This window comes from Microbacterium wangyouchuni (genome assembly GCF_054072595.1).
On sequence record NZ_JBSVRM010000003.1, the window covers coordinates 285,417 to 301,575 of the forward strand.

Annotated in this window: 12 protein-coding genes and 2 pseudogenes; 10 read left to right on the forward strand and 4 right to left on the reverse strand. The window is 64.7% G+C overall.

Translation table 11 applies throughout. From position 1 onward, the window contains the following. The 3 genes from ACW5CM_RS06455 to ACW5CM_RS06465 are packed head-to-tail and all read left to right on the forward strand — an operon-like array spanning window position 1 to window position 2,725. Window positions 1-870, forward strand: coding sequence for an ABC transporter permease (locus tag ACW5CM_RS06455; protein WP_457124535.1), 870 nt, complete (start codon window positions 1-3; stop codon window positions 868-870). Between the two features lie 38 nt (window positions 871-908). After that, window positions 909-2,105 carry a sensor histidine kinase gene (locus ACW5CM_RS06460; protein ID WP_457124536.1) on the forward strand — a complete coding sequence of 399 codons (1,197 nt, stop codon included), beginning with the start codon at window positions 909-911 and terminating at the stop codon, window positions 2,103-2,105. Continuing rightward, window positions 2,102-2,725: a response regulator gene (locus tag ACW5CM_RS06465; RefSeq protein ID WP_457124537.1), complete on the forward strand. Its 624-nt coding sequence runs from the start codon at window positions 2,102-2,104 to the stop codon at window positions 2,723-2,725. The genes ACW5CM_RS06460 and ACW5CM_RS06465 overlap by 4 nt, the downstream gene beginning before the upstream one ends. 106 nt (window positions 2,726-2,831) lie before the next feature. On the opposite strand, the gene ACW5CM_RS06470 is transcribed toward ACW5CM_RS06465, so the two are convergent. Together ACW5CM_RS06470 and ACW5CM_RS06475 are read right to left on the reverse strand one after the other, a co-directional pair. After that, window positions 2,832-3,947, reverse strand: coding sequence for a fatty acid desaturase family protein (locus tag ACW5CM_RS06470; protein WP_438253066.1), 1,116 nt, complete (start codon window positions 3,945-3,947; stop codon window positions 2,832-2,834). A 117-nt stretch (window positions 3,948-4,064) separates the two neighbouring features. Next, complete coding sequence (locus ACW5CM_RS06475; RefSeq protein WP_439255705.1) at window positions 4,065-4,331, reverse strand: hypothetical protein; 267 nt, start codon at window positions 4,329-4,331, stop codon at window positions 4,065-4,067. A 375-nt stretch (window positions 4,332-4,706) separates the two neighbouring features. On the opposite strand from ACW5CM_RS06475, the pseudogene ACW5CM_RS06480 reads away from it, so the two are divergent. The 7 genes and pseudogenes from ACW5CM_RS06480 to ACW5CM_RS06510 all read left to right on the forward strand — a co-directional run. Continuing rightward, window positions 4,707-6,329 (forward strand): annotated as a pseudogene (locus ACW5CM_RS06480) (sugar transferase); the annotation flags it as partial. Further along, a pseudogene (locus ACW5CM_RS06485) lies at window positions 6,310-6,360 on the forward strand (hypothetical protein); the annotation flags it as partial. The pseudogenes ACW5CM_RS06480 and ACW5CM_RS06485, both read left to right, overlap by 20 nt. Next, a complete protein-coding gene (locus ACW5CM_RS06490; protein ID WP_457124538.1) occupies window positions 6,344-7,021 on the forward strand; it encodes a hypothetical protein in 678 nt (225 codons plus the stop codon). The pseudogene ACW5CM_RS06485 and the gene ACW5CM_RS06490, both read left to right, overlap by 17 nt. 31 nt (window positions 7,022-7,052) lie before the next feature. Continuing rightward, window positions 7,053-11,552: a fibrinogen-like YCDxxxxGGGW domain-containing protein gene (locus ACW5CM_RS06495; protein WP_457124539.1), complete on the forward strand. Its 4,500-nt coding sequence runs from the start codon at window positions 7,053-7,055 to the stop codon at window positions 11,550-11,552. Further along, on the forward strand, window positions 11,549-12,253 hold the full coding sequence (locus tag ACW5CM_RS06500; protein ID WP_457124540.1) for a CDP-alcohol phosphatidyltransferase family protein: 705 nt from the start codon (window positions 11,549-11,551) through the stop codon (window positions 12,251-12,253). The genes ACW5CM_RS06495 and ACW5CM_RS06500 overlap by 4 nt, the downstream gene beginning before the upstream one ends. Beyond that, on the forward strand, window positions 12,250-13,614 hold the full coding sequence (locus ACW5CM_RS06505; RefSeq protein ID WP_457124541.1) for an O-antigen ligase family protein: 1,365 nt from the start codon (window positions 12,250-12,252) through the stop codon (window positions 13,612-13,614). The genes ACW5CM_RS06500 and ACW5CM_RS06505 overlap by 4 nt, the downstream gene beginning before the upstream one ends. After that, window positions 13,604-15,115 (forward strand): oligosaccharide flippase family protein, encoded by a 1,512-nt coding sequence (locus ACW5CM_RS06510; protein WP_457124542.1) that lies wholly within the window; start codon window positions 13,604-13,606, stop codon window positions 15,113-15,115. Before ACW5CM_RS06505 ends, ACW5CM_RS06510 begins: the two co-directional genes overlap by 11 nt. A 24-nt stretch (window positions 15,116-15,139) precedes the next feature. On the opposite strand, the gene ACW5CM_RS06515 is transcribed toward ACW5CM_RS06510, so the two are convergent. After that, entirely contained in the window at window positions 15,140-15,712 is a 573-nt protein-coding gene (locus ACW5CM_RS06515; RefSeq protein ID WP_457124543.1) for a glycosyltransferase, read from the reverse strand. After that, complete coding sequence (gene pssD / locus ACW5CM_RS06520; RefSeq protein ID WP_438252967.1) at window positions 15,709-16,158, reverse strand: PssD/Cps14F family polysaccharide biosynthesis glycosyltransferase; 450 nt, start codon at window positions 16,156-16,158, stop codon at window positions 15,709-15,711. Before pssD ends, ACW5CM_RS06515 begins: the two co-directional genes overlap by 4 nt. Between the last annotated feature and the right edge of the window lies 1 nt (window position 16,159).

Sequence of the window (16,159 nt, forward strand, 5' to 3'; positions counted from 1 at the left end):
ATGAACGCCACGACAATGAACGCCACGACAATGAACGCCACGACAGTGACCGCCACCGAGAGGTTCGGCCTGGCACGCACCTTCCGCCTCGGCCTTCGGCGCGTCCCCTTCGAGCTGCGCCAGTACTTCCGCGCGGGCGACCAGGTGTTTTTCACCTTTCTGTTCCCGACCCTGATGTACGTCATCTTTGCCACGATCTTCACGGGCGATATCGGCGAAGGACCCGATGCCGTGAGCATGGCCACCTACTACCTTCCGGGGCTCATCGCCGGCGGCATCCTGCTCTCCGGCGTGCAGGGCCCCGCGCTCGAGATTGCAGCGGAGAAGAGCGACGGTACCCTCAAGCGCCTCGGCGGCACCCCGGTTGCGCCCCTCACCTATTTCATCGGCAAGCTCGGTGAGGTGTTCGTCACCGCCATCATGCAGATCGCCCTGTTGATCGTTGTCGCTGTCGCGCTCTACGGCGTCGAGCTGCCGGCGGATGCTGCCGCCTGGGGCCGATTCGCCTGGGTCTTCGTTCTCGGGCTCATCACCTGCACCCTGCTCGGAATCGCGCTGTCTGCCGTTCCCCGTACGGGGAAGTCCGCCGCCGCGGTCGTCATCCCGATCGTGCTGCTCATCCAGTTCATCTCCGGCGTCTACATCGCCTTCTCGATGCTCCCCGAATGGCTGCAGAATGCCGCGGGCGTGCTACCGGTGAAGTGGATCGCGCAGGGCATGCGCTCGGTGTTCCTTCCGGACTCATTCAAAGCCGCCGAAGTCAGCGGATCCTGGGATCTCGGGCTCATCGCGCTCGTGCTCGTCGGGTGGCTCGTCGTCGGACTCGTGATCAGCAGGCTCACCTTCCGTTGGATCCATCGCAACGGATGAGTGGCGCGCGCCTCTCATCGGGGTGGAAGAGTGGACATATGAACACGAGCAGCCGCGAACGTCTGGGGTGGGACATCGCCAGCGGCGCGCTGTTCATCGTGATCACGATCATCGCGTTCGTGGACACTCCCCGATTTGTCGGATCACCGTGGATGCTGGTCGCCGTCGCGGCTGGCATCCTTGCCGTCTACGCGTTCGGCGCTCGCCGGTACGTCTGTATCAGCGAAGCACCGATGCCGTCTCCGGCGACGTCCGCGACTCTCCAGGTATCGCTGGTCGCGCTCCTCGCGGTCGGCGTTTTACTCGACCCGAACATGCTCCTGCTGCAGACCATCGTGCTGCCGCTGATCTGGATGACAGCACGCTCCGTCCCCCAGGCAGTTATCGTGACGCTCACGAACGCGGTTGTGCTGGGTCTCGCCTATTCGGTGTGGGGCGGGTTCCAGCAGGAGACCGTGATCGCGGGATTCATCACTTCTTTCCTGTCGGCGGCGTTCAGCCTCGCCCTGGGGCTGTGGATCACGCGCATCGCCGATTGGGGCGCTGAGCGTCAGCGTCTGCTCTCCGATCTCACCGAGGCGCAGAAGAGCCTGAAGGCGGCAAGCCATGAGGCTGGCGCCACCGCCGAGCGCTCGCGCCTCGCCCGCGAGGTGCACGACACGATCGCCCAGAGCCTGACGAGCATCGTGATGCTCGCCGAACGCGCCCGACACGATGGGTCTGCCGATACGATCGCCATGATCGAGGAAACAGCGCGGGATGCGCTTCGCGAGACGCGAGCGCTTGTAGTCGTCGAGTCTCCAGCGTCCACGCCGTCCGGATCGCTGGCGCATGCTTTGCACCGACTGGGCGAGCGATTCCAGCGCGAGACCGGCGTGGACGTGCGCGTCGAGGCGTCTGAGTGCGACGTCCCCCGCGACATCCAGGTCGTCCTGCTGCGATGTGCGCAAGAGGGCCTCGCGAACGTCCGCAAGCACGCTGCGGCGAGCGCCGCATCCGTCGTTCTCAAGATCAGCGAGGACGCGACTCTCACCGTGCGCGACGATGGCCGGGGTCTACGGGAGGCGACGATCGATAGCGGACGAGGGTTCGGACTCTCCGGTATGCGTGATCGAGTCGCCCTCGTGGGCGGAGCGCTGGGTGTAACGGACATGGCGCCGAACGGCACGGCCCTGACCGTGCGCATTCCCTTAACGGCCGAGAGCTCTTTGACCGCTGAGAGGGTATCCGAATGATCCGCGTCCTGGTCGCCGACGATCACCCCATCGTGCGCTCCGGTATCGTCGGCCTGCTTTCGCTGGATGACGGACTCGAGGTCGTCGGTGAAGCATCCGATGGTGTCGAGGTCGTCGAGCTTGCGCGCACATTGCGCCCGGATGTCGTGCTGTTAGACCTGCGAATGCCTCGACTCTCGGGTGCGGAGGCCACCGCCAAACTCGCCGAAGAACTGCCGGAGGTGCGCGTGCTCGTGCTCACCACCTATGAGAGTGATGACGACATCCTGGGTGCGATCGAGGCCGGCGCCAGCGGGTATCTGCTGAAGGCGGCGCCTCACGAGGAGATCGTCGCCGGGATCCGCTCCGTCGCCGAAGGACATACGGTGCTCGCGCCGTCGATCGCGGCGACGCTCGTGACCCGGATGCGGATGGCATCCGAAGATCGCCCACAACTGAGCCCGCGCGAAATCGACGTGCTGCGTCTGGTCGCCGCTGGAGGCAGTAATCCCGCGATCGCGAAGTCACTGTTCATTGGCGAGGCGACGGTGAAGACGCATCTGCTCCATGTGTTCGAGAAGCTCGGCGTCTCAGACCGCACCCGCGCCGTCACGCTCGCGTTGGAACTCGGGCTGCTCTAGCCAGTCGGGGGCGCAAGTTTCGCGGCCGAAACGAACTTCTGCGGCCGATCCCAAAGGATCTGGCCGCAGAAGTTGCGTTTCGCCGCAGAAGTTGGTGGTCGGAAGGCTACGCCTTCTGGAACTGTGCCACCGCGGGGCAGTCGAACGGGTCGCTTGCGGCGAGTCCCACCCGGTTCAAGTACTCGATGACGATCGCATACGAGCGGAGGATCGTGGTCTCGGTGTACGGCACGTCGTTGGCGAGGCAGTAGTCACGAACGATTTCGCGCGCCTGAGCCAGATATGGGCGAGGCATGCTCGGGAACAGGTGGTGCTCGACCTGGTAGTTGAGGCCACCGAGGAACGTGGTCACCCACCAGCCGCCGGAGATGTTGCGCGAGGTGCGCACCTGCTTCGTGAAGAAGTCCAGTCGGGCGCCCGGCTCGATGATCGGCATGCCCTTGTGGTTAGGAGCGAACGCAATGCCCATGTAGACACCGAAGACGGCAAACTGCACGCCTGCGAAGGCGAACGCCATCCCCAGCGGGAGCATGATGAACACGGGCACCAGCACGGCTGCCAGACGTCCCACGATGAGGCCGATCTCAAGCCACCGACCCTTGACGTCCTTCTTCGTGAAGAGGTACTTAAGCCCCTGCAAGTGCAGGTTGAGGCCCAACAGTGTGAGCAGCGGGAAGAACAGCCACCCCTGTTTGCGGGTGATCAGACGGATGAAGCCGCGCGACTTGGCGGCATCCTCCTCAAGGAACGAGATGGTATCGACGGCGATGTCCGGGTCCTTGCCGACCTGGTTCGGGTTGCCGTGGTGCTTGGTGTGCTTGTTGTCCCACCAGGAGTAGCTCATGCCGACGAGCCCGATGAGAATGCGGGCGAGACGGAAGTTCGCCGGGCCCGACGTCAGGATCTGACGGTGCGCGGCCTCGTGGCCGAGAAATCCGATCTGGGTGAAGATGATGCCGAGAGCTGCGGCGATGAGCAGCTGGAACCAGCTGTCGCCGAGCAGGATGAACCCGGTGATCGCCCCGCCGAGAGCTACGACGATGCCAGCGGCGACAACAGCATAGAACCAGACCGCTCGCCGCAGCAGGCCAGTTTCTTTAACCACCTGCAACACGCTCTTATACGCCTTCGCCATCGGGGGGAAGTCAGCGTTGCCCGCGTATGTCTGGCGTACTGGTCCGAGAGTGTTGCTGGTCGCTTCCGCGACCGTTGAGGTGGCGATACTGCTCTCCTGCCGATCGGAGCCCGTGAGCTGGGGTAGCAAAGGCGGATGCCCCGTGCTTTCTTCAGGCTACGCCCGGCCGTATACGCCAACGCGTATACGTCGCAGGACTACTCCTTAAGCGCGGACGCGTGAGAGGTGGCGGCGTAGGGTCTGTCGAATGGAGCGCATACTGCGTCGAGGCGTGCCTTCGAGCGCCTGGCGCGCGTCGACGAGGCTCGTGAAGGACCCGAGATTGACGCCGTGGTTGTCGTAGGCGACGTGTGCGGTGCTGTCGGATTCGACGAATCCGGCGTACTCTCCCCCGCGGGTTGCGACAAAGACGTTGTCGTCTGCCTGCTTCCAGCTCAGGGGCATAGGTGAATAGGTGGTGGTACTGCTCATTGTGTTGCTCATTGCTTTGGGTGGGCGCGCGCAAGCGCACCTCATGTTCTTGAGACCAAGAGCGGATGCCGCGCGCGTCGGTGCGAGCGGTCCTTTACGGCCCTGATCAGTGGCAACATGACGCACCGGAATTGCGGCGAATCTTTCACATTGCTCCACCAGTCTACCCGAAAACGCCTGAGCCGGCGTTTCTCGGACGAATCGACCGATCGGATTGTTTCCTCCATTCGCGTGAATTATCTTCCCCTCACGCCCGAGATCCGCTAGAGTGACCATCGTCTGCAGTACCTGCTGCGAACGAACACTGTGTGGGAATGGTGTTCATCCTCTGTGATGTGGGATCACAGAGAAGGAGCAGGACCCGAGGGGTCGGGAATGCAGACATGTACCGAGAGCGTTTGCTCGCGGTCTGGGGAACACTGGGGAACACATGTCGCACTGGGGATTTCTGCGTACATTCACGGCTCGGAGAGCAGCGTGACGTCCGTCGAGGATGCGCTGCAGCTCACGCGCAGCGGGTCTAAGTTCGCGCCTCTGGTCACGCCGCGCGCGACCAGAGTTACACCGCATGACGCTGCCGCACCACGAGTGTCGGCGACGTTGGAGAGACGGCAGCAGTGGGAGCGTCGCTACCGCTTGCGGTTGAATCTGACGGACTCCGCGGTGATTGCGGCCGTCGCTGCGCTGACGGCGCTGATTCAGCTGTCTCTGATCGGGACAGCGGCCGATGTCATCCTCCGCGGTGCGATCCTTCTGGTCGCGACCCTGTATGTGATGTTGGCCGCGCTGAACACGCGGTCAGCTGCGATCATCGGCTCGGGCACCACCGAGTACCGTCGTGTCGCGCACGCCGGCGGGCTCGCGTTCGGGGTCGTGGCAATTGTCGGCATCCTCATGGAGTGGGAAGGCCTGCGGCCGCTGCTCGTCATCGCTCTGCCGACCGGGATGCTGGGGCTCCTGGTCGCACGGTGGAGCTGGCGGCGGTGGCTGCAGCGCCAGCGACTGGGCGGCGCGTATGTCTCGCGCACTCTCGTCGTCGGCGCCACAGAGGACGTCGAGTATGTGATCAACTCGCTGCGCACCAGCGGCGAGAACGGCTACTTCGTCGTGGGGACGACGCTGCTGGATCGCAATGCCAACCACATCGTGGTTGGCGAAACGCAGTACACGGTGGTTGGAAACGTCACGACCGTTGCGGCTGCGGCAACTCAGCTCGGCGCAGACACCATCATCGTGGCCAGCCGGCCCGATGGTGACGCCGACTTCGTCAAGCACCTGAGCTGGCAGTTGGAAGGAACTGCCGCCGAGCTCGTGCTCTCGAGTCGTCTGACGGATGTGGCAGGACCGCGCATCTCGCTTCGTCAGGTCGACGGGCTGCCGCTGATCCAGGTGCGCATCCCCACTTACGAAGGTGGGGTGCACCTGCTCAAGCGCGCGCTGGATATCGCTGTCTCAGCGCTGGCGTTGATCGCGATCGGCACGGTTACGCCTGTGATCGCGCTGCTGATCAAGTTGGACGCGCCAGGTCCGGTCTTCTTTCGTCAGGAGCGCGTCGGCCGCGACGGGCGCACATTCCGCATGGTGAAGTTCCGTTCGATGAGGACGGATGCTGAGCAGCAACTGGCCGCGTTGAAAGAGCAGAACCAAGGGGCGGGGCTGCTGTTCAAGATGAAAGACGATCCGCGCGTCACACGGGTCGGAAAGGTGCTGCGAAAGCTGTCCTTGGACGAGCTGCCGCAGTTCTGGAACGTGCTGACCGGCGACATGAGCGTCGTCGGTCCGCGGCCTCCGCTGCCGAGCGAGGTCACCGCGTACGACGGGACGGTCTTCCGCCGCCTCTACATTAAGCCGGGAATCACCGGCCTCTGGCAGGTCTCTGGCCGCAGCGATCTCTCCTGGGACGAAAGCGTGCGGCTGGATCTGCAGTACGTCGAGAACTGGTCTGTGATGAACGATCTGCAGATCATGTGGCGCACAGGTCGGGCAATGGTGCAGCCGAAGGGGGCGTACTGATGAACACATCCGATGAGGCACAGCCTCGACCTCGCCGTTGGATTCCGCAGACGATCGCGGGGTTGGCCGCTATCGCGGCAGTCGGCATCGGCATCGCTCTTGTGGTGCCTGCACTGACAGCCCCGCCCTCCGCCTCAGAACCGGACGAGGTGCTGGCATCGGGAGACACCGGCGATGACGAGAACATGTCCGAAGACCCGCTGACAACGGTGACACCGCCGACAGCTGCGCCATTGACAGGTGACGAACAAGTCGAAACCGAACGCGCCACAGATGCCGTCGATGCATTGGTGGCGGCAACGGACGAGATCGGTTTGCGCGGTGACGGGTCTGCCGTCGGCGTTGACGCGATCGCGACCGGCTGGGTACTCGGCGAGCTGCAGGCTCGGGCGCAAGAGCAGTACGACCTGGGTTACCGGCAGACCGGAGAGGCCGTGGTCACCAGTACGACCACGATCGCCGCCGACCTGGACGCGGCGCCCGCCACTATGACGCTGAAGGTCTGCATCGACGCCTCCGCTGTCGACGTCACCGATGCGGCCGGCAACTCACTGAAAGCCGCGCTGTACAACCCGGGGCATCCCGTCGCCCACGTCTACGGAGCTGTCTTCGAAGACGAAACCTGGAAGATCTCCACCCATGACATCCCGGACGAGCAAGACTGCCCCGCAGTCTGACCGGCCGAGTACCCACCTACGGAAGACGATGATGAACACCATCTCCATCCCGCGCCGGTCTCGGACCGCGCGCATTGCGACCGGCTCAGCCTTGGCCATCGCGGCGATGATCGCGACGCTGCTTGTCCCGACTCCCGCCACCGCAGCAGATACGGCGCTGCCAGACGGGCTCACCCAGGAGACGGCTGCCGCCTCGTGCTGGGAGATCAAGCAGAGCCATCCCGGCTCCGGCGATGGCATCTACTGGCTGGTGACGCCCGAGCTGGTGGCTCCCGAGCAGTTCTACTGCGACCAAACCACCGACGGCGGCGGATGGGTGCTGATCGGCCGCGGACGGGAGGCATGGAAGGAGGGCTACAACGGTCTGCGCACGCCAGCCCAGGTGCGCGGCACCATCACCGGCACAGGTGCTTTCCTTCCCGCACAGCTGCCGTCAGCCATGATCGATGGGCTCCTCAACGGCGAGGACGTCGACGATCTGGCTGACGGCATCAGGTTACGCCGCGCGACGAACACCGGCGGAACGCAGTGGCAAGAGGCCCGCTTCAACTTCGTGCACCGTGATCGGTGGGTCTGGTCCTTCGGTGCCGAGCACCGGGTGCAGAACTACTCATTCGCCGGTTCCAACGGATCGGGCGGACAGACCAGGAACTTCGGCAACAACAACCAGTACAACCGCGTCGTCTTCGCCGAGCAGTCCTCGCACAGCTACCTCAACGGCTGGGCGTTCGGGTCGAACGTCGGCGGCAGCGCCGACAGCAGTTCCTATCTGTGGAGCCCGAGCAGGCAGGGCTACGCCCGTCCGTTCACGCAGGTTTTCCTCCGGCCCACGCTGACGCTGGCCGAGCTCGATTTCGGTTCGGTTCCTGACACCGGGTCGCCCGCTACAACGGTCGACGCCATTCCGGAGAGCGACGCGCTGACGACGAACTGGGGCGTTTCGGGATTCGCCAACGGCAGCAACGGCGAACTCAACACTGAAGTCGCCGCGTTCGGCGAGTCCAACGGCAACGTGATCGTCGGCGGCAATTTCAAGTACGTGCAGCGCACACAGGCAGGCGCGGATCAGGTCGAGCAGTCGAATCTGGCCGCATTCGATGTCAACACAGGGCAGTGGAATCCGTCATTCCGGCCAACGCTGAACGGGCAGGTCAAAGCGATCGCGACTCTGCCGGATGGCCGCATCGCGATCGGCGGGCAGTTCTCGGTCGTCAACGGCGTCACGCAGCCGGGTCTCGCGTTCCTCGACCCTGCTACCGGAGCGCTCTCCGGCTGGCAGGTGGCCGCCGAGCACCGTTCGACCGGTGGTGTGCCATACATCCGCGGGCTCGATGTCCAGGACAACTATCTGTACGTCGCCGGATCGTTCACCCACCTCACACCGGTGGGTTCGAGTCCTAGCGCCAGCACCTGGAACGGCGGGCGCATCGACCTGACCACTGGTCAGCCCGACATCCGTTGGAACGCGTTCCTCAACGGCACATCCGTCTCGGTGGACGCTTCTGACCAGGGAGATCGCACCTACTTCTCGGGGTACTTCAAGATGAAGCAGAGCACCTCGACTCCGAGCGCGGCAGCGATCCAGACTGCCCCTGACGCTCCCCTGGTCGACCCTCTGTGGGTTCCACGCTTCTCGAAGTCGGGCACCGACGGCGCAGGCAACATCACCGGCAACGTCTGGCAGCTCGGTGTCCAGGAGTCGGGCGACAAGGTCTGGCTCGGCGGCTCCGAACACTCGCTGTTCGCCTACGACCGCACCACCTTCACGCTGCTGCGCGGCTCCATCACCAACGATGGCGGAGACTTCCAGACCGTCGAGACGAACGGCCCCCTCGTCATCGCCGGATGCCACTGCGGCAACTGGGTCTACCAGGACGCCTACACGTGGAGCAACCCGGGGACCGGATGGCAGCAAGCCGACAAGATAGACCTGATCGGCGCCTGGGATGCCACAACCGGCGACTACATCGCAGCCTGGGCGCCCACGCTGCAGGCTCGTGCTGGTTACGGCGCTTGGGGGTCCTTCTACGATTCAACCGGCGTGCTCTGGGTCGGCGGCGACTTCAGCCGCTCGGTGCGCTCGGGAGGAGTTGCGCAGTGGTCGGGCGGATACGTCCGGTTCGCACCGACAGACACAACGGCCCCGACCACTCCGGGTGATATCAATGCGGTCCCTGCGGGCGTATCCGAGACGAACCTCAGCTGGGGTGGATCCTCCGACGTCGGCGGCGTGACCTACGAGGTACTGCGTGAGAACCGGGTGATTGCGTCGACGACGACGGCGGCATATACCGTTCCGGTCACCGACGAGCCGGCAAGCTACTTCGTCCGCGCTCGCGATAATGCCGGCAACCGCTCGGCGTCAACGCCCGCGGTTGTGGTGGCTCCGCTGCCTGAGTCTGCGCTCATCTTCGCCGACGCCGAGTCGGAATGGAGCTGGCGCTACTCGAATGATGCACTGCCGTCCGACTGGAATGCGATCGACTTCGATGACTCCGGCTGGGAAACCGGAAGCGGTCTCTTCGGCCGGGGCGTCAACGCAGCGACGGTCGACATCGAGCCGGTCGACATCCCGAGCAACCCCTTGAGCGCGCAGTTCCGCCGCACTTTCGAGGTGACCGAGGCCGCGAGCGTCGTCGACGGCACCGTCACCGTGATTGCCGATGACGGCGTCGTGGTCTATCTCAACGGCGTCGAACTCGGCCGCTCGAACATGCCTGAGGGGACGCTCAGCCAGAATTCCTACGCGAACTCGGCACCGCGGTACTCGACGGCGGTCGCCAATCCGATCACCTTCGCGGTTCCGGCCGACGTGCTCGTCAACGGTGACAACGTCATCGCTGCCGCAACGCACGCCAGTTGGCGGGCGACCGTCGATCTCAGCTTCCAGCTGTCGTTCACCGCGGATCGCGGCGAGATGCCCGAGGCTCCGGATGCGGTGACCGCTCTTTCCGGCACGAGTAGCGCTGACGCCGTCACGCTGACGTGGACCGCGCCGGCCGAGGGCACCGCGCCCACCGGTTACACGGTCACCCGCGACGGCGAAGCGGTGGGAACGACGGATGCTGAGACGACGACGTTCACCGACACGGGGCTATCGCCGGAGACCGAATACACCTATGAGGTTGTCGCGAACGGCCTCGGCAGCCTGGTCTCGCCTCCCACGACAGCAGTCGTCACCACGACACCACCGCCGGATGCCAACGAGCTGCCGGTGGTCGTAGACGACACATCACTGTGGTCATGGCGCTACTCGAATGACGCGCTGCCCTCGGACTGGAACTCGGTGGTGTTCGATGATTCCGCCTGGGAAACGGGCACCGGCCTGTTCGCACGCGGTGTCAACGGTGCGACCACGAACATCGAACCGGTCGACATTCCGAGCAACCCGCTGAGCGCACAGTTTCGGCATACCTTCGACGTTGTTCAAGCAGCCAGCTTGACCGACGGCACGGTCACCGTGATCGCCGACGATGGCGTCGTCGTTCATCTGAACGGCGTCGAGCTCGGCCGCTCGAACCTGCCAGAGGGCACGCTGACACAGAACTCGTACGCGAACTCCGCGCCGCGATACTCGGCGGCGGCTGCGAACCCCGTGACCTTTACCGTCCCGGCCAGCCTGCTGATCAACGGAGACAACGTCATCGCAGCATCCACACATGCCGGCTGGCGGGCAACCACCGACCTCAGCTTCCAGCTTTCATACACCGCCGAGCGGGGTGAGATGGCATCCGCACCGAACCCGGTGACGGGACTGGCTGCGACCAGCACCGCAACCTCCGTGACTCTCACCTGGGCGGCTCCTGCCGAAGGCGCCGCCCCGACCGGATACGTGATCACCCGAGGCGGCGAGAACGTCGGCGCTGTGGATGCGGCGACCACGACCTTCACCGAGGAGGGGCTGACGGCGACCACTGCGTACGCCTACAGCGTGACCGCCACAGGACTGGGAAGCCTGGTGTCTCCGCCCGCCACCGTGGAGGCGAGCACGACGGCGCCGCCTGCTGAGAACGAACTTCCGGTCACCGTCGACGGCGCTTCGGTGTGGAGCTGGCGGTACTCGAACGACGCTCTGCCCGAAGACTGGAACGCACTTGCCTTCGACGACTCCGCGTGGGCGACCGGAACCGGACTCTTCGGCCGCGGTTTCGCCGGTGTCACAACCGACATCGAACCCGTCGATATTCCCAGCAATCCGCTCAGCGCCCAGTTCCGACACGCATTCACCGTGCTCGACGCCGGCTCGGTCGCAGACGGCACAGTCACCGCGATTGCCAACGACGGCGTCGTGCTCTATCTCAACGGCGTGGAACTGGGACGGGCAAACCTGCCCGACGGCCCGATCACACAGAACACCTACACGACCATCGCACCGCGACACTCGACAGCGTCCGCCTCCCCCGTCGCCTTCACCGTGCCGGCTGCGCTGCTCCAGGAGGGGGAGAACATCATCGCGGCATCGACGCACGCGAGCTGGCGGGCAACACCCGACCTCACCTTCGAGCTCGCATTGAGTATGCTTCGCGAATGAGCAGGCTTACGACGGCGCAGGCCAGGCACGCGCTTGCCTCTGCACAAAAATCAGGGGCGGGCGTTCCGGCGTACCTGCGTTGGGTGAACCGCCCACTCGGCGGCCAGGTCGCCGTGATCGCTGCGGCATGGGGATGGAGCCCCAATGGCGTCACCGCTCTGAGCGCGGCGTTCGGCGCACTCGGGGTCGGGGTCCTCGCCGGTGTCACGGCGTGGTGGGCTGGGCCGGTTGCTGCTGTACTCCTCCTCCTCGGTTACATCTTGGATTCGGCCGACGGGCAGCTCGCTCGCATCCAACGCCGCGGCGGACCGGCCGGCGAATGGCTCGATCACGTCGTCGACGGTATCCGTGCACCTCTCGTGCATATCGCGATCGCCATCCATCTGCTGCGCACAGACGCGGCGCTCTGGCTCGTGCTCATGGCTGCCCTGTTCTCGGCGCTCGTGTCGGCATGGTTCCTGTCTCAGCTGCTCGCAGAGAAGCTGCTGCCGAAGCAGCCACGCGATGCGTCGGATGCGTCCGCCGGCATCCTGACGTCGTTCGTCAAACAGCCGCATGACACCTCCACGACCTATCTCGCGCTGGTATTTCTCGGGCTGCCCCTCGTATTCGCCGTGCTCTACACGGCACTGTTCGCCTGGCACGTGCTGATGTTCGCCGGATCGCTGCGACGCAAGTACGTCCAGCTCGCAGCGCTGTGAGGTCACCGCTGAATCACCTACCCGCTCTCATTCGCTCGCCCAGCCGGTCGCTCATCACAGCGACCGGTCAGGATGCGAGCCTCGAAGTCGAACCCCGGGTCCTGCCGGCCTGGCCGGTGCTCACGGTCTTATGGGGTTACCCGATCTTCTGGTTGCTGGGGTTATTGCCGTTCGTCTCCGTGATCATGGCGATCCCGATGCTGGCGTTGCTGATCATGCGGCGACGCATTCTGTTCGTCCCGGGCATTCTCCCGTGGATCGGCTTCGTCCTGTGGATGATCCCCTCCGCCCTGATGATCGACCAGCTCGGCCGCGGCGTGGGGCTGGGAGTTCGATTCAGTCAGTTCCTGGCGCTCGCGATCATCATGGTCTACATCGTCAACGCCCGCACCTCACTGTCACCCAAGCGCGTGTTCAACGGCCTGACCTTCATCTGGCTGTTCATCATCGTCGGCGGCTATCTGGGGATGTTCTTCCCCGACGCTCAGCTGACGATGACCGTCGGCCGACTGATGCCCGACGCGCTCACCAGCAACGACTACGTCGCCGAGCTCGTCTTCCCGACCCTGGCGGAGATCCAGACTCCCTGGGGCGCGGAGGAGCCTTTCGTCCGGCCCTCAGCTCCGTTCTCATACACCAACGGCTGGGGAGCCGCGATCGCCGTTCTCACACCGATCGCGATCGGAACGGCCATCGGGCACCGCACCGCGCGCGCAATGTGGATGCTGGTGATCGCACTGGTCGCTGCGATCCCGCCAGCGATCGCCACCACGAACCGCGGCCTGTTCATCGGACTCGCCGGTGCCGTCATCTACGTTCTGTTCTGTCTGCTGATCCGCGGTCGCGTCCTGGCCTTCTTCTGGGTCACGATGCTCGGGCTGGCCGGAGCGGTCATCCTGCTGCTGTCCGGGGTCCTCGACGGAATCATCGCCCGCCAGGAGACAGTCGACACGACCGAGGGTCGTGGTGATCTGTACCTGGAAACCTGGGAGCGGACACTGGAATCGCCGATCATCGGCTACGGCGCACCGCGCCCGAGTTTGATGAGCGAGATCCACGTGGGCACTCAGGGTGCCATCTGGAACGCGATGTTCTGCTTCGGGCTCGTCGGGCTTTTCCTGTTCGTCGGGATGATTGTGCTCGGCGCTGTCCGCACCTTTGACGCGCCCAACCTTTCTGCCGTGTGGATCCACACCAGCGTGGTCGTCACGGTGTTCCTGTCGATCTTCTACGGACTGGACCGCCAGCTCGTCTTCGTCGGCATCGCGCTTGCCGTGCTGCTCCGAGAGAAATACCTCGGCTCATCGTCGTACTGGATCACCGAACCCGTTCCCTTCGCCCGAGCCAAGAATGAAGAGTGAACGCCTCGCACGCAGTGGCGTGATCAGCCTGTTCGGCTCAGCCTTCGCCGCGGTCGCCGCCCTCGTTCTCACGGCGATCGTCGGAAATACCCTCGGCGCGAGCGGCACGGGGTTGTTCTTCCAGGCGATGGGAATCTTCACGATCCTCACTCAGGTGCTGCGACTGGGCACCAACAGCGGGATCGTGCGTTTCATCTCCGAGCAGCGAGCCTTCGAACGGGCCGGCGCGGAATGGCGCATCATCGTGTACGCCGCGGCCCCGGTCGCTGTCGTGTCGGCCGCGGCATCGGTCGCGGTGTGGTTTTTGGCGGATGCCCTGAGCGCTTGGCTGGCAACACCCGCTGATGCGGACGGGCTCGCGGCACTGCTGCGCGCGATGGCGCCATTCGTTGTGCTGGGTGCCCTGATCGGAGTTCTGCAGATCTCAGCGCGCATGCTGCGCGGCGTGACCGCGTTCACACTGCTGCAGAGCGTGCTGTTGCCGGCGAGCAGGCTGCTCACCGTGCTGTTCGCGGTCTCGATCGCGGCTGTCGCAGCCTGGGGCGCGTTCGAGGCGTGGCTGTGGCCCCTGCCGGTATGGGTGCTCATCACCGCGGCTGTCATCGCCCCGCCGCTGATCCGCGATATCCGCCGACGGGCAGAGTCCACTGCGGAAACACGTCCGAGCTTCCGCGCGTTCTGGCGTTTCAACGCTCCCCGATCGGTGAGCTCCGGGCTCGAGACGGCATTGGAATGGGCGGACGTGCTCATCATCGCGGCCGTCGCGTCGCCCGCGGCTGCCGGTGTCTATGCCGTCGCCACTCGCGCCACCCGTGCGGGCGGTGTCGTCGACAAGGCGATGCGCGTGGCCGTCTCCCCCACGATCTCCGCACTGCTGGCCCGTGATCGCTTCGAAGACTCCACCCTGCTGCACACCAAGGTCGTGCGAGCAATGATCCTGATGAACTGGCCCTTCTACCTGCTGTTGATCTCGATGGGCTCCGCCGTACTGGCGATCTTCGGCGACGAGTTCATCATCGGGTGGGGGCCGATGATGTTGCTCGCTGCAGCCATGATGTTCCAGACCGCCTGCGGGATGCTGCAGAGCATTCTGCTGCAGGGAGGAAAGAGCACGTGGCAGATGTACAACAAGTCGGTGGCGCTGGCGCTCAGCATCGGCGGCAACCTCGCTCTCGTGCCGCTGTGGGGCATCTGGGGTGCGGCTGTCACCTGGGTCGTCGTGGTCGTCGTCGACAATCTCATCGCCGCCGTTCAAGTGCACCGCGGCATGCATGTGAATCTGCAGCCGATGAAGCTGATTCCGGCGATGATCGCACCGGTCGTCGTGTTCGGAGGCGGCGGCGCCCTCTTCGGGTGGTGGGGAGGCACCAGTTTCGGGATGCTGATCGTCGGCGGCGTCACACTCTGCGCGGTCTACGGCATCACCCTGTGGCTTTTCCGCCATCGCTTGCATATCGAAACGCTGTGGAAGAAAGTCCCCGGCATCGGCCGGTACGCGTAGCGCGAGCGTTCGTGCTCCCCGCGATCACCTTCGCAGCTTGGCTGCGATGATTGCTGCCGCGCTGCGCAGCAGCCGCGGGATGAAGGCACCCCACGGCGCCCGTCGGATCGGCTGCTCGAGTAATGCACGAACACGATCTGCTCCCGGTGTGGAGATCTCCTGCGGCGCCGCCGCAGTGTGAGCATCCGCCAGAGAACGATCCAGGAGTGCGTTCAGATCGGCCGATGTCAGAGCACGGCGGATGACGCCGAGCGATTCCATCTCTGCCGAAAAGACGAGCTGATGATCGTCCACCACCTCACCGTCGCCCGGTACCCGGGGCACGACGATCGGGACGATACCGAGCGCGCGCATGTCCATCACGCCACCCGCACCTCCCTGCAGCACCACCGCGTCCGCCTGTCGGCACAGCTCCAGCAGGTCGGTGTACGGCAGGATCTCGATGTTCTCAGCCCCGACGACGGCGGTCGACGGCCCGTGCTGCATGACCAGCCGTACCCCGTCGGTGGTCTGCAACCAGTTCTGCATCCACTGCGAGAGCCGGTCGAACGGCAGATGATAGGTGCCCGCGGAAACGACCACCAGCGGCGCGGTCACAGCACCACCCCGACGTTGCGTGAGCCCGGATAGAACTCGCGCATCCGCTCCCACTGCACGAGAAACTCATCGGCGAACGGGTACACGAGCCGTCCGCTCAGCCCCGGAGAGGTGATGCGATCGACGGGCTCGAGATACACGGTGCGCGCACCGAAGAACCGCGCCTGAGTGAAGAACGGCAACGCGATGGCAGCTCCCGTGGAGAACACGACATCCGGACGCTCTTTTGCGAGCACCCGCCGCGCCAGTGCAAAGTTGCGCATCAGATTCGGCAGGTTGCGCACCGTCGGATAGTGAATCTCGTAGACCTTCTCCGACGCGAGTCGGGATCGGGCATCCTCGACGGGGAATGTCGCCCAGCATCGTTCATGCTCGCCCCACCACTCGCGCAGCGCAAGCGCCTGAGTGAGATGCCCGCCTGACGAGCAGGCGATGAGCACCTTCATG

Excerpts from the sequence above, each read along its gene's own strand:
- ACW5CM_RS06455 (WP_457124535.1), top strand. The coding sequence starts at position 1 with ATGAACGCCACGACAATGAACGCCACGACAATGAACGCCACGACAGTG.
- ACW5CM_RS06460 (WP_457124536.1), top strand. The coding sequence starts at position 909 with ATGAACACGAGCAGCCGCGAACGTCTGGGGTGGGACATCGCCAGCGGC.
- ACW5CM_RS06465 (WP_457124537.1), top strand. The coding sequence starts at position 2,102 with ATGATCCGCGTCCTGGTCGCCGACGATCACCCCATCGTGCGCTCCGGT.
- ACW5CM_RS06475 (WP_439255705.1), bottom strand. The coding sequence starts at position 4,331 with ATGAGCAGTACCACCACCTATTCACCTATGCCCCTGAGCTGGAAGCAG.
- ACW5CM_RS06490 (WP_457124538.1), top strand. The coding sequence starts at position 6,344 with ATGAACACATCCGATGAGGCACAGCCTCGACCTCGCCGTTGGATTCCG.
- ACW5CM_RS06495 (WP_457124539.1), top strand. The coding sequence starts at position 7,053 with ATGAACACCATCTCCATCCCGCGCCGGTCTCGGACCGCGCGCATTGCG.
- ACW5CM_RS06500 (WP_457124540.1), top strand. The coding sequence starts at position 11,549 with ATGAGCAGGCTTACGACGGCGCAGGCCAGGCACGCGCTTGCCTCTGCA.
- ACW5CM_RS06510 (WP_457124542.1), top strand. The coding sequence starts at position 13,604 with ATGAAGAGTGAACGCCTCGCACGCAGTGGCGTGATCAGCCTGTTCGGC.
- pssD (WP_438252967.1), bottom strand. The coding sequence starts at position 16,158 with ATGAAGGTGCTCATCGCCTGCTCGTCAGGCGGGCATCTCACTCAGGCG.